This window comes from Streptomyces sp. NPDC127097 (assembly GCF_042724075.1).
Lineage (GTDB): Bacteria > Actinomycetota > Actinomycetes > Streptomycetales > Streptomycetaceae > Streptomyces.
Genome location: NZ_JBHXFI010000040.1, coordinates 65360 through 78674 on the forward strand (window position 1 = coordinate 65360; position 13315 = coordinate 78674).

General features: G+C 73.6%; 7 protein-coding genes, 3 tRNA genes and 2 pseudogenes. 5 read left to right on the forward strand and 7 right to left on the reverse strand.

Annotated elements, in window-relative coordinates; translation table 11 throughout:
* The first annotated feature begins 59 nt into the window (after nucleotides 1-59).
* On the forward strand, nucleotides 60-860 hold the full coding sequence (locus tag ACFWJW_RS26385; RefSeq protein ID WP_387246052.1) for an NAD(P)H-dependent oxidoreductase: 801 nt from the start codon (nucleotides 60-62) through the stop codon (nucleotides 858-860).
* Between the two features lie 71 nt (nucleotides 861-931).
* Here the strand turns inward: ACFWJW_RS26385 and ACFWJW_RS26390 are convergent.
* Nucleotides 932-1005, reverse strand: a tRNA-Met gene (locus ACFWJW_RS26390).
* A 124-nt stretch (nucleotides 1006-1129) separates the two neighbouring features.
* Between ACFWJW_RS26390 and ACFWJW_RS26395 the strand changes: the two genes are divergently transcribed.
* Entirely contained in the window at nucleotides 1130-1852 is a 723-nt protein-coding gene (locus tag ACFWJW_RS26395) for a hypothetical protein (RefSeq protein WP_387246054.1), read from the forward strand.
* A gap of 685 nt (nucleotides 1853-2537) precedes the next feature.
* On the opposite strand, the pseudogene ACFWJW_RS26400 reads toward ACFWJW_RS26395, so the two are convergent.
* The 4 genes and pseudogenes from ACFWJW_RS26400 to ACFWJW_RS26415 form a co-directional block, all read right to left on the reverse strand.
* Nucleotides 2538-2726 (reverse strand): annotated as a pseudogene (locus tag ACFWJW_RS26400) (hypothetical protein); the annotation flags it as partial.
* Between the two features lie 306 nt (nucleotides 2727-3032).
* A pseudogene (locus ACFWJW_RS26405) lies at nucleotides 3033-3704 on the reverse strand (caspase domain-containing protein); the annotation flags it as partial.
* Nucleotides 3705-3706: 2 nt separating this feature from the next.
* Nucleotides 3707-4090, reverse strand: a complete 384-nt coding sequence (locus ACFWJW_RS26410; protein WP_387246056.1) for a hypothetical protein — start codon at nucleotides 4088-4090, stop codon at nucleotides 3707-3709.
* A gap of 291 nt (nucleotides 4091-4381) precedes the next feature.
* Nucleotides 4382-5314 carry a LysR family transcriptional regulator gene (locus ACFWJW_RS26415; protein WP_387246058.1) on the reverse strand — a complete coding sequence of 311 codons (933 nt, stop codon included), beginning with the start codon at nucleotides 5312-5314 and terminating at the stop codon, nucleotides 4382-4384.
* Nucleotides 5315-5385: 71 nt separating this feature from the next.
* Here ACFWJW_RS26415 and ACFWJW_RS26420 point away from each other — a divergent pair, with 71 nt between their 5' ends.
* Nucleotides 5386-6315 carry a 4-hydroxy-tetrahydrodipicolinate synthase family protein gene (locus ACFWJW_RS26420; protein ID WP_387246060.1) on the forward strand — a complete coding sequence of 310 codons (930 nt, stop codon included), beginning with the start codon at nucleotides 5386-5388 and terminating at the stop codon, nucleotides 6313-6315.
* Nucleotides 6316-6821: 506 nt separating this feature from the next.
* Here ACFWJW_RS26420 and ACFWJW_RS26425 read toward each other — a convergent pair.
* Nucleotides 6822-6894: transfer RNA gene (locus ACFWJW_RS26425), tRNA-Arg, on the reverse strand.
* 646 nt (nucleotides 6895-7540) lie between these two features.
* Nucleotides 7541-7631, reverse strand: a tRNA-Ser gene (locus ACFWJW_RS26430).
* A 241-nt stretch (nucleotides 7632-7872) separates the two neighbouring features.
* Between ACFWJW_RS26430 and ACFWJW_RS26435 the strand changes: the two genes are divergently transcribed.
* Both ACFWJW_RS26435 and ACFWJW_RS26440 read left to right on the forward strand, forming a co-directional pair.
* Nucleotides 7873-8673 carry an SSI family serine proteinase inhibitor gene (locus tag ACFWJW_RS26435; protein ID WP_387246062.1) on the forward strand — a complete coding sequence of 267 codons (801 nt, stop codon included), beginning with the start codon at nucleotides 7873-7875 and terminating at the stop codon, nucleotides 8671-8673.
* Between the two features lie 193 nt (nucleotides 8674-8866).
* Entirely contained in the window at nucleotides 8867-13213 is a 4347-nt protein-coding gene (locus ACFWJW_RS26440) for a PAS domain-containing protein (protein ID WP_387246064.1), read from the forward strand.
* Nucleotides 13214-13315 lie beyond the last annotated feature (102 nt).

Below are 13315 nucleotides of genomic sequence, written 5' to 3' on the forward strand. Positions count from 1 at the left end.
CACACTATGACCATCGGGCCACTCGTCCCGGCGGCCCGCCCCCGCGAAGAGTGGAGGGCATGAAGGTCCTCTGGCTGTTCGCCCACCCCGACCAGCGCTCCCTGAGCGGCGCCCTCAAGGACGAGGGCCTGCGCGCCCTCGACGCCCAGGGCCACCAGCACCGCGTCTCCGACCTCTACGCCATGAAGTGGAACCCGGTGGTCGACGCCGCCGACTACGGTCACGACCCGGCCGACCGCCTACTCGTAGGCCCGGCTTCGGAACGCGCCTATACGGACGGCCACTTGGCCCCCGACATCCGCGCCGAACAGGACAAGCTCGACTGGGCCGACACCTTGATCGTCCAGTTCCCCCTCTGGTGGTACGGAATGCCGGCCATCGTCAAGGGCTGGTTCGACCGCGTCTTCGTCAAGGGCTTCGCCTTCGGCCTCACCGACCCGGCCACCGGCCGCCCTCAGCGCTACGGCGCCGGAAAACTCACCGGCAAACGGGCCATGGTCATCACCACCGCCGGCGCCCGCGCCGCCACCCTCGGCCCGCGCGGCGTCAACGGAGACCTCAACGACCTCCTCTTCCCCCTCCAGCACGGCACCCTCTGGTACACGGGGATGGCCGTCGTCCCGCCCCTTCTGATCCCCGGCGCGGACCGCACCACCCCGACCGCCTACGCGACCGCCGCCACCCGCCTGCGCGAGCGCCTGCGCACGCTTCCCACCGCCGAGCCGCTCCCGTTCCGCCACCAGAACAGCAGCGACTACGACGACGAGCTCCTGCTCCACCCCGACCTGGCCCAGCTGCCCCCGCCCCGCACGGGCCCGGCCGTCCACTACACCGCCCCGCCGCCACCGGTCCACGAATGAACCGCACACAGACCGCACACAGAAAAGCCGCAGGCCCGGTGGAAGTGATTCCACCGGGCCTGCGGCGTCAGTAGCGGGGACAGGATTTGAACCTGCGACCTCTGGGTTATGAGCCCAGCGAGCTACCGAGCTGCTCCACCCCGCGTCGGTGAAATGAACACTACGCGACTCCCCCGGCAATACCTAATCGTTTTCCGGCCGCCACCCGGCCCACACCCAACTCCCGCCCTGCCCACCCCTGTTGAAGCGCGTTTGAAAAACTGCCCTCCATGCCCCCCACCCATCACCCCACAGCCCCCACCGACACCCCACACTCCTCCCGCCCCACCCATCTGATCGCGGTCGTCGGCAACAGCCCGGGAGTCGGCAAGTCCACCCTCTGCCGCTCCCTGGCCGACTGGATGAGGAGCACCGGCGCCACCGTCGACCACTTCGAAGAGGCCGACATCCTCACCCGTCCCGCCTTCCGCCCCGTGGCCGAGGAGTTCGCCGGCGGCGCCCACAGCGTCCGCCCCGAGACCCTGGTGGCCGCCACCCGCGCCTACGTCGCCGAGTCCCGCGCCGCCGGCACCGACATCCTGGTCACCGACGCCCTGCTCCCCTTCATCCCCTCCCTGGTCGCCTGGGGCCATGACGAACCCACCATCGCCGGCGTCCTACGGGAGCTGGCCACCGCCGTCGAACCGGCCCGGGTGACCGTCGTCTACGTCCACGACGACCCCGCGACCGCCCTCCGCCGCGCCATCGACCGCGAGGGCCCCGACTGGGAGACCTGGTACCTCACCAAGCTCGCCGCCTCCCCCGGCACCCGCTCCGTCCACGACCTCCCCTCGGCCGCCGCCCACCTCCACCAGGAGGCCGCCCTGACCCGCCGCCTACTGGCCGCCACTCCCTGGCACGTCCTCCCCGTGGACATCACCGACCGCGACGCCCACCACACGGCCCAGCACGTCCGCCACCACCTGGCCGCCGTCTTGGACATCACCCCCTGAGGACGTACTGCCGACTGTCCGCCGCGCTCCCGGACGGACACCCGGCCGGGCCGTGCCGCGCTCCCGGGCACACGCCCGGCCAGCCCGTCCTGCCGCACTCCCGGAACGACCCCACCCAAGCCACCCCGCCGCACTCCCGGAACGCCCCCCACCCAGGCCACCCCACCGATCAGCCCCGCTGGATGCCCTCGGTGTCGAGCAACAACCCCCGGCGGCCGTCCGCGCACTGCGCGAGGAGCGCCGGCCCTCGCTGCTCGACGGCGAGGTACCAGGTGCCAGGCGCCAGCTCCGCCACCGGCTCCAGCGAACCGTCCTCGCTCAGCACCTCGCGTGCCACCGGGACGGCGAACCAGAACGGCTGGAACCCCGGCTCCGGGTCGGACACCACGGCACCGGCCATGCGTTCGGCCTTGCGCAGGGTCCGCCGGGCATGGCTCTCCGCCACGTCCCTGCCCCCGTGCTGGATGCCGTCCGTATCGCGCAGCAGCCCCCGGCGGCCGTCCTCGGTCCGCGCGACGAGGGCCCCGTCGCTCTGCCCGATGGCGAGGTACCAGACACCCGGCACCAGCTCCGCCACCGGTTCCGGCGAACCGTCCTCGCTCACCATCTCGCGAGCCGTCGGGACCGCGAACCAAAACGGCGCGAAGCCCGGAACCTCGGCCGCCGCCCCGTAGTCCACGTAATACCCACGCTCGATGCCCTCGGCGTCGAGCAGCAGACCCCGGCGACCGTCCTCGGTCTGCACGACGAGCGCCTTGCCCCGCTGCTCGACGGCGAGGTACCAGGTGCCCGGCGCCAACTCCCCCACCGGCTCCAGCGAACCGTCCTGTCCCATGAACGGGCGGGTGGCCGGCACGGCGAACCAGAACGGCTGGACCGCCCGGTCCGGGGACGCAGCCAGCGCGTTCGCCAGCCGCTGCGCGGTCTCCACCGTCTGCAGGGCGCGGCGCTCCGCCTCCTGCCGCAGCGCCTCGGTCTCCAGGCGTAACAGCTCCGCGCGCCGCTCCATCTCCGCGAGCCGCTGCTCGGCTTCGCTCTGCCGGTCGGCCAGGCTCACCGGGTCGGCCAGGCTCATCGAGTCGGGCACGGCCCCATACGGCGCGGCCGCGTCCGATACGGCCCGGTTGCGGGCGATCGCGATACGGCCCCCGGTATTGCGATTGCGCTGCTGGGGCACCGGCCGGGACCTGCTCGCCAGCCTCCCGCGGAGATGCCGGTAGAGGGTGTCCATGTCGAGCGGATCGGGCCGGTCCGGAATGCCCTCGGTCAGCGTCGTGAGGAGCTCACCGGTGAACGCCGTGTAGGTCTCCCCGGGCGGCGACAGCGCGGGCCGGGTCTCCGCGGAGGCCGTCAGCAGGCAGGTCCCCTCGACAATGGCCTGGTCCGCGATGTGCGCGCTGGCACTCATCCGCCCCAGCAGCGCACGTCCGCTGTAACAGCAGTCGAGGATCACCACCGTCCGCTGGGCGCCCGCCTGCGGATCCAGCACCGCCCGGCGCAGATACTCGTACCGCAGTGACGTGTACTCGCGTTCGCGGTCCGAATCGGGCAGGGCGAGATAGAGCTCGTCGGTGTGCGGGTCCGTGAGCCCGTGCCCGGCGTAGTAGATGAACAGGGTGTCCTGTGCCTTACGGGCCCGGTCCCGCACCGTGTCCAGCACCTGCCCGGCACTACCGGGTTGCGAGAGCACCGTGCAGGCGTCAGCGGGCAGCCCCCACACCGCGGGGTCGGTCAGCGCCTCCCGCAGCCCGGCCAGATTCCTGGCGACCGCGGGCAGCTTCTCCAGGTTGACGTAGTCATGGACGCCCACCAATACGGCCTCCGAGCGGGCCGGGTCCGACAAGACGGCCACGGCTACTCGCTGTCTCCGTCCGCCGCCACCGGAGCAGACGCACCGCTCTCGTTCCAGACCCGCAGAATCCGCTCCACCGCCTCGGGCGAGCTGTCGTGCAGCGTCACCACCACACCGTCCCGCTCGAGCCGTATCTGCGGCGGCCGGGGACGCGAGCCCCGCCAGGTGGCCACAGCGGTGACCAGGCTGCCCAGAGCAATGCTGTTGGCAACCACGACATTGACGAGATCCAGCCCCCCGCCCATATGCCCCGGCTCCGGCTGCCCCGACCCAAGCGCAACCCTCACCTGCCCCCGCAACTCAGGCTCGGCCACCAGCCACCGGTACAACGACACCGCCCCCTCGGCATCCTCCGCCCCACCCCCGAACGACAGATTGACCTCCACCACCCGGCCCCTTCCACCGCCACCACTCCCACCCCACACCATAGAAGCGCACCCCCCACCCCGACGGCGTTTTCCCCAGGCCCACACTCCCAGGACCACGGGGTTATCCACAGCCCTGGAGCAGGCCCACAGACACCGGGCTTCCCCAGTGCCGACAACGCGCCGCCTGCCGGGGCCGCTTCGGTCCGTCGCCTGCGCGCTGCATCGGCACGACCCGCCTTGTTCCGCCCGTCCGCGACCCGAGGCACAAACACCACCCCCGTCACCTGATCACGACCCGTCAGACAATCCCTAGGTGGCACCGCCCGTGGCGCCCACCGCTGTTCGCGCCGCCGCCACGAACGCGGCGATCGCCGGGTGCGTGCCGCCGCCCGCGCGGAAGGCGACCTTCGAGCGGCGGAAGAGGGGCAGCCGGGTCAGGACCACGCCCTCAGGGGCGTGCGCAGTGGCCATCTTCGGTACGAATCCGGCACCTTGTCCGATGGCGGCCAGCCCCAGGACCGTACGGAAGTCGTTGACCTGATGGCGGATGCGCGGCTGGAAACCGGCCGCCTGACAGGCGCGTACGGCCATCGCATGACCGGTCGTGCCGTCCCTGGCCGTGATCCACGGGGCCGTGGCCCACGGTCCGAGCAGCTCCGCCAGCGTCTCGCCGCGGGCGGCGGGACCGGCTGCGGGAGCGCTGTCGGTGGCGCCGCCCGTAGCCAGGTACATCGGCTCCTCCAACAGGGGCACCTGGTCGACCGTGGTGTCCGGCGACGCGGGCACGAAGTCGTAGTCGTGGACGAGGGCCACGTCGAGTTCGCCGGCGCGCAGGCCGTCGGAGACCCGCGCCGAGTCGATCTCCTGCACCATCGGTTCCAGCGCGGGGTGCCGCTGGGCCAGCTCGGCCAGCGTGGCGGGCACGATCGCGGGGCCGCCGGAGGGGAACGTCCCGATCCGCAGTGGCCCGCCGATGCCCTCGCGCGCCCCGGCCAGCTCCGAGACCGCCAGTTCGAGGCGTTCGAGGACGGCGTCGGCGTGGGCGACGAGGCTGCGGCCCGCCGGCGTGAGCACCACACGTCTGCCGCTGCGTTCCAGCAGGGGCACGCCCGCCTCGCGCTCCAGCACGCCCAGCTGCTGGGAGACGGCCGAGGCGGTGAAGGTCAGCGCCTCGGCCACGGCCGCGATGGTGCCGCGCCGGTCCAGTTCACGCAGCAGATGGAGACGTCGGACATCAAGCATAAGGTGAGCTTACGCATCAGCGTAAGAATGCGAAATGGATCTACCGGGTCAGTGTCGGGCAGGCTGGGGACATGAAGCCCGATGCGATCCTCACCGGCCTGTTTGTCCCCTTGGTGACGCCGTTCACCGACGACCTGCGCCTCGCCCCGGACGCGCTCGCCCGCCTCGCCGACGAGGCGCTGTCGGCCGGCGGTGCTCGCGGACTCGTCGCCCTCGGCACCACCGCGGAGGCGGCCGTGCTCACCGCCGAGGAGAAGCAGGCTGTGGTCCGCGTCTGCGCGGCCGCCTGCCGGGCACACGGAGCTCCGCTGATCGTCGGCGTCGGCACCAACGACACCGCCGCCGCCATCACCTCGCTGCGGGAGCTCGCTCAGCGCGGTGACGTCGCCGCGGCGCTGGTTCCCGCCCCGCCCTACACCCGGCCCGGTGAGGCGGGGACGCTGGCGCACTTCACGGCGCTCGCCGAGCACGGCGGCCTGCCGCTGGTCGTCTACGACATCCCGTACCGCACCGGCCAGACCCTCAGCACCAGCACGCTGAACGCGCTCGGGCACCTGCCGGAGGTCGTCGGGGTCAAGTACGCGACCGGCGCGATCGACGCAGCCGCGATGGAACTGCTCGGCTCGCCGACGCCAGGCTTCGCGGTGCTCGGCGGCGACGACGCCGTCATCTCGCCGCTGCTCGCGGCGGGCGCCCACGGCGGCATCCTGGCGTCGGCCAACGTCCGCACCGCCGACTACGCCGAGCTGATCTCGCTCTGGCAGCGCGACGCCGCCGGCCCGGCCCGCAAGCTGGGAGCCGAGCTGGCCCGGCTGTCCGCCACACTCTTCGCCGAACCGAACCCCACCGTGATCAAGGGCGTCCTGCACACCCAGGGCCGCATCCCCAGCCCAGCCGTCCGGCTCCCACTACTGGCCGCCTCCGCCGATTCGATCCGACGCGCAGCCAACCTGGCCACCGACCGCACCCACCACCAAGCCCACCAAGAGGCCGCGGCCTGACGCGGGCCTGTGGGTCCTGGGGGAATGCGGTGGACTCCGGTGGAAGCGGTCACCAGAACCAGGCCGTCACCAGAGCACCTAACCTCAATCGGTAGTCGGTAGTCGGTAGTCGGTAGTCGGTAGTCGGTAAATGGATGCGACTTGATCCTCCATCGACTTGACCAGGTCGACGGCGCTGCGCGGCCCCGTCAGTCGGACGCGTGCCCTGTCGCCGCAACCGGCCTATGCGGTCATCCATAGCCTCGACGACCGCCGGCGTATCGACGCCGTACCCCCCAGGTACCTGTTGCCTGCGAGGGTCAGCGCAACACCCGCAAAGGCGGAGGCCACGGGAATTGCTTACGTTGCCAAGTCAGCCACGGAGCAGAAGGGTGCCGCTCCCGGGCCAACTGGTCACTCACGCAGTAACCCGTCGGACAACGTGCCAGCCGGTTGCCATCAGAAACTGCCGCCAACATCAAAGCCAGAGGCCCTGCGGATTTCTCCACAGGGCCTCTGGTCTGCTGTGCGCTCGGCAGGATTCGAACCTGCAACCTTCTGATCCGTAGTCAGATGCTCTATCCGTTAAGCTACGAGCGCTTGGCTTTCCGGCGGTTTTTCTTGCCGGTCGGCGTTGCGGGAACAACATTACATGACCTGCGGCGTGAGGCGAAATCCATTGCCCACACCCCCTCTGACCTGCGGAAACGGCCTTGTGGTGGGGGTTGGGGGGTTACTCGGGCGGGGGAGCGTCCTCGGTGATCCGGGCGAAGTTCGGGTGGGTGCAGTGGTCTTCGGAGAGGTCCGGGGCGAGGACCTCGCGCATTTCTGTGGGGTAGGGCCTCGTGGTCATGCCGGGGGATGTCGAGTTCGGCGTCGGCTGTGATGGGGGCCACTCCGGGGCGGGTCGGGTGACTGCGCCGGGTCAGGTGACTCAGGGGGCCGGGGTGATGTGCAGGGTGATGGCCTCCCGGGCGAGGTGGGGGTCGGCGGCCCGTCCGTGCCGCTGATCACCGAGAGCCTCGGCCGCCCGGTAGGCGCCCCGCCGCCGGGACCCGTGCTACCCCGGCCCCGTACCCGGCCCACCTCACCAGGGGCCACCACGCAGCCATGCCGGGCCGGGTCCGCCGGGCCGAGTCAGGTCTGCCCGCCCCGGCCAGCCGGCCTCGGCGGGGGCCCGGAGATGCCCGTCCCAAAACGCGTTCAGGCCCCGGTCTTGGGAGACCGGGGCCTGAACGAAGAGGAGCGGAGGCGGAGGGATTTGAACCCTCGATGGGGGGTAAACCCCAAACCGCATTAGCAGTGCGGCGCCATAGACCGGACTAGGCGACGCCTCCACACACCCCACGCGCGCATGCACGCTGTGGCGTGTCCAGATGATGGCACAGCTCCAAGGGCTGTCACCAATCGCCCCCTACGGTACTAGGCGCGTGGGCCACCCGGCAAAGACGTTTTTGCAGCGCAACGTCGGGGGCGGCAGCGCGTTAGAGGTGTCGGGGCCACGACGACTCGCGTTGTCGTGCGCCCCCGGCGTGTACGTACCGCGTACCGCCCCGCACTCGCCTCCTGGAGCCTGTGATGCCGTACCGCCGGACGTCGTCCTTCCTCGCCGCGGCCGCCACCGCCGCCACGGCCGCCACCGCGGCCGTGCCCCGTCTCTCCGCCGCCGCCACCGCTTCCGCCGCCGTGTCCGTCGTTTCCGCCGCCGCTGTGCTGGCCCTGGCGGCGCCGGCCGCGGTGGCCGCCCCCATCCCGCTGCCGCACGTCCGGGCCGGGGACGGCGTCATCGGCGCCGGGCACCACACCCCCATCCCCACCGCCAAGCCCCTCACGGTTGGCCGCCCCCTCCCCGTCGGCAGTCCCCTCCCCGTCGGCCGCCCCCTCCCGAGCGGCCACCACTCCGCAGCCGCTCAGCCCGCCCCGGCGGACCACCACGTCTCGGCCAGCCACGACACCCCGGAGAACCACCCCGCCTCAGCCGACCACCGCACCCCCGACAGTCATCGCCCGCCCGCCAACCACCTCCCCCACGCCCCCCGCCCCGGCGTAATCGATCACCTCACCGTGACCGTGCGGGGTAGTGGTTCGGTGCGGGAGGACGGGACGTTTGAGCTGTATTGCCATCCGGCGCGGGGGACGCATCGGCATGCCAAGAAGGCCTGCGCGAAGCTGGACGGGATGACGCGGTGGGGGCGGGATCCGTTCGCGCCGGTGCCGCAGGGGGCTAACTGCACGATGATTTACGGCGGGCCGGCCACCGCGCATGTCACCGGGACCTGGGCGGGGCGGCCCGTCAACGCGGATTTCCGGCGCACCAATGGGTGTGAGATCAGCCGCTGGAGCAGCTTCGAACCCCTGCTCCCGTCGACCAGTTCATGACCCGGTTCATGCCCTAGTAGCGGGCCAGGTCAGGACGATGGGGCACATGTCGGGCGTGCGGTGAGTCGCACACGGCCGTGGCATTACCTCCTCGTCATCCGCCTCCGCGTCCCGGGCAAGTGCCCGTAGACTCCATCCCAGCGATCCGCCACGGTGGGTCGGCAAGGTGCGGTAACAGGGAGGAAGCGTCGTCGTGAGCAGCAGGCCATCCCGAGGCGCTGCTCGCCTCGCAGCCATACTCGACGCCCTCCCCGACGCGCTGTTGCTCGTCAACTGCAACGGCACGGTCGTCAACGCCAACACCATCGCGCTGGAGACCTTCGAGGCGCCGGGCACGGCCCTGGTGGGGCGCGGTCTGCTCGATCTGCTGCCGTCCTTCGACTCCAAGCGGATCCCGGGTTCCATGCGGCGCCGGGACGAGGAGGAGGAACGTACCCGGACGAAGCCGACGCGGATGGTCGCGCGGCGGACGGACGGGACGGAGCTGCTGGTCGAGGTGACCAGCGCCAATCTGGAGGACGGGCGGACCCCGTACGAGTCCGCCTTCGAGGCGGCGTACGCCGATCACCGGAACGGCTATACGGGCAATGAGCTGCTGATGCTCGTCGTCCGTGATCTGACCGGGACGCTGGACACCGAGACCGAGCTGGCCCGGCAGCAGCGGCAGACCGAGATGATTCTGCGGGCCGCGGCCGAGGGTGTGGTCGGGGTCGACGCCGACGGCAAGGTCGTGCTCGTCAATCCGTCCGCGGCGCAGATCCTCGGCTACCGGGCGAGTGAGCTGGGCGGCAAGGAGCTGCATCCGCTGATCCACCACTCGCGGGCGGACGGTTCGGCGCTGCCGTGGGAGGACACCCCGCTGGCCGACACGCTCAAGTCGGGGCGCAAGCACCGGGTGCGCGGGCAGGCGCTGTGGGCGAAGGACGGCCGGGCGGTGTCCGTCGATCTGACGACGGCGCCGGTGCGGGACGGCGATCAGCTCGTCGGCGCGGTGATGACCTTCACCGACCGCCGGGCGTTCGACGCGCTGGCGGCCCGGCACACCCAGCTGCTGGCGGTGCTCGAGCAGGCGCTGCGCGGGCCGCTGGAGGAGCTGAAGGGCGAGCTGGGCACGCTCGCGTCCGACCCGGCGGGCCAGCTCTGGCCCGAGGCGAACCAGATCCTGCACCACCTCGCGGCGGGCCATGCCCGGATGACGACGCTGGTGGACAACGTTCTGAGCTATCAGCGGCTGGACTCCGGCAAGGAGAAGCTCAACCGCACGAAGGTTTCGCTGGACGGTGTGGTCGCGGCCGGTGTGGAGGGCGCGATCGAGCTGATCGGTCCGGGCCGGGCGCAGTTCGCGGTGCATGCGCCGCCGATAGAGGCGACGGTCGACGCGGAGCGGATCGCGCAGGCGTTGTCGCATCTGATCGCGGATGTCGCGGGGGTCGATTCGACGGGCCGGATGCCGGCCGGGGAGGCCGCCCTGGGCGGGCGGCCGGGACCGGTTCCGGGCGATTCGACGATCGTGGTGGCGGCGGCCAAGCGCGGTGATGTCGTACGGATCGAGGTGCGCGGCCCGTACGGCGGCGGCGACCCGGTCCATGAGCCGATCGTCCGCGGCATCGTGCGGCAGCACGGTGGGCTGATGCAGACGCACGAGGTGCCCGGTGGCGGGCCCGGTGCGGGCGGCAGCGCGTATGTGCTGGAGCTGCCGGTGGCGGGCGACGGCACGTCCCCGGACGGTGCCACTGCCGGGGCCGACGCGCCGACCGGCAACGAGACGACGGTGATGCCGGTACCGGCGGCGCGTGCGCGCGGCACCCAGGGCAACGCGGCGGACGCGGGCGCGGCCGGCGGCGGCCAGGGGCCGGACGACGAAGGACACGAAGGACACGAGGGCGGCGAGGGGCCGTCCGGTGGCGACGGTGGGCCGGGCGGTTCCGGCGGGTCCGGTGCGCCGCTCGGTGGCAGTGGCGGTGGTGCCGCGGCCGGCGCGGTGGTGCCGGAGCAGTCGGGCGGGGCACAGCCGACCGGTCGGCGGCGGGCGCGGCACTCGGGTGCGGAGCAGGGCGCGCAGCCGGGCGGCCCGGAGGCCGGGGTGCCGCACGGTGCCGTCGGCGAGGGCGCGCAGGGTGGCGCCGGGCACGGTGCCCAGGGCGGTCCCGGCACGGACGGCCGGGGGCTGCCGCCCGGTATGGCGGGGGCCGAGGCCGTACCGCCGACGGGACGGCGCCGGGCCCGGCAGGGCGCCACGGAGGGCGGCGGGCTGCCCGCGCTCCCTCCCGGGGCGAGCCCGGCTCCCGCGCAGCCGCACGGGCCCGCGGCGGGACCGCACGACCAAGCACCACAGGGCCAGGCACCGCACGGCCAGGGGCCGGCGGCCGGTCCGCAGGGGTCCGCGGCGCCGTCGGCCAACGGGGCGGCGCCGGTGCCGGCCTCCCCGTCGGCGCCCGGGCAGCCGGGTCCGCAGATTCCAGGTCAGAGCCCGGCTCCGGGGCAGACTCCGGCGCCGGGCCGGCCGCATGTTCCGGGGCAGGCCACGGGCCCCGGCCAGACGCCGTCCCCGGGCCCGCAGGGGCTCGCCCCCGTCCAGGCGGGTGGCCGGCGGGCGCGCCGGGCGCTGGCCGAGGCGCCCGAGCGGACCGCCCCGGGCGGGGCGGCCGCGGCCTCCGGGGCGCAGCAGCCGTCCGGTGCGCGTACCGCCTTCGCGCTGCCGCCCGCCGCCGCGGACCGGACCCCGGAGTCGTCGGTGCCGGCGCTGCCCGCGGCCGCCGACCAGGTACCCGCGCAGTCGGCCGGTCCGCAGGAGGGCGCCGGTACGGGACGCCGCCGGGCGCGTCGGCCGGTGGCCGGTGGCCCGGACGCGGCGGTGTCCGGCGGGCAGCCGGGGCACGGGGCCGAAGCAGTCGTCAGTTCCGGTGCGCCGCAAGGGGAGTGGGACGGCGAGCCGACCGGCAGGCGGCGGGCCAGACGGGCCGCGGCCGAGGAGCGCGCGGCGGCCGCGATGGCCGACGCCGAGTCGTCCGGCACCTTTGTCGCGGGCCCGGAGGGGCTCGTGGCGCAGCCCACCGAAGCTGCCGAGGCGACGGGTACGGCCGGCGGCCCGGCGCCCGGTACCGCCCCCGCGCCGGAGGCCGGTGCCGCCCAGGCGCCCGCCGCGCCACAGCCGTCCCCTGCTCCCGCCGTGCCGCAGCCCTCCCCTGCTCCCGTCGCGCCGCAGCCGTCCCCCGCTCCCGTCGCGCCGCAGGAACCGCAGAGCCCCCAGGCCCCCACCGGCCGCCGCCGGGGCCGTCCCAGCCCCGCCGAGGAGGCCGCGGGCCCGCCGCCCGTGCCGCCGCAGGGCGGGCCCGCCGCCGCACCGCACCGGCAGCCGCTGCCGCCGGCCGCCGAGGACGACGGGCATGCCGCGGGGCACTCCCAGGGGCGGGCGTTCAGCGTGCGGACGCTCGGGCAGGGTGTGCCGTTCGCCCAGCAGATCGCCGATCAGCAGCGCCCGCCGGCGCTGCCCGGCAGCACCCCGCCGGGCGGTACGTCCGCCGGTTCGGGCCGCCGCCGTAAGCTCGCCGCGCCGCCGGAGGACCGGCGCGCGGCGGGCACCGAGCCCACGCCGGCCGAGGCGCCCGCGCACCCCGGTGCCCCGCGGCCCGCGCCGCCGGCCCCGGCCCAGCCGCAGTCCCCGCCGCAGCCGCCGCATCTGATGGATGCCGGCGAGGGGCGGGCCTTTGCGATCTCCGCGCCCGATGAGGGCAGCGAGGGCCCCGAGCCGCTGGACGGCCCGAACGGCGCCATAGAGGTGATGGACCGTCAGCCGATGCCGATGGACGACGAGCTGCCGCCGGAGCCGCTGGACAATCCGCGCCGGCTGCTGGTCTGGCCGGCGCCGGATGTCGCCACTCAGCAGGCGCTGAGCGACCGCGGCTACCGCCCGGTGATCGTCAACTCCCGTGAGGAGGTGGACGCCCAGATCGCCGCGTATCCGGCGGCGCTCTTCGTCGACCCGCTGACGGGGCCGATCACCCGTACCGCGCTTCAGTCGCTGCGTCAGGCGGCGGGCGCGGCCGAGGTCCCCGTCCTGGTGACCGCCGGTCTGGGGCAGGCCACCCGGGAGGCCGCGTACGGTGCCGACCCGGCCGTGCTGCTCAAGGCGCTGGCCCCTCGGGACAGTGAGCAGCACCCGCCGCGAGTGCTGCTGATCGAGCAGAACGACGACATCGCGGGCGCCCTGACCATGTCGCTGGAGCGGCGCGGGATGCAGGTCGCACGGGCCGGCGCGGATGCCGACGCGGTCACCCTGGCGACGCAGATGCGGCCGAATCTGGTCGTGATGGATCTGATGCAGGTGCGGCGCCGCCGGGCCGGCATCGTCGACTGGCTGCGCGCCAACGGGCTGCTCGACCACACCCCGCTGGTCGTCTACACCTCCGCCGACATGGACCCGGCGCAGCTGCCCCGGCTGGCGGCCGGCGAGACGGTGCTCTTCCTGGCGGAGCGCTCCACGAGCGCCGAGGTGCAGGGCCGGATCGTCGACCTGCTCGCCAAGATCGGCACGAACTGACCCGCATCGGCATGAACTGACCCGTGGTGGGGGGGGGGGCCCGCGCCCCCCCCCCCCCCCCCCCCCCCACAACCGCCCCGACCCCCACCCGCGCCGGCGAGA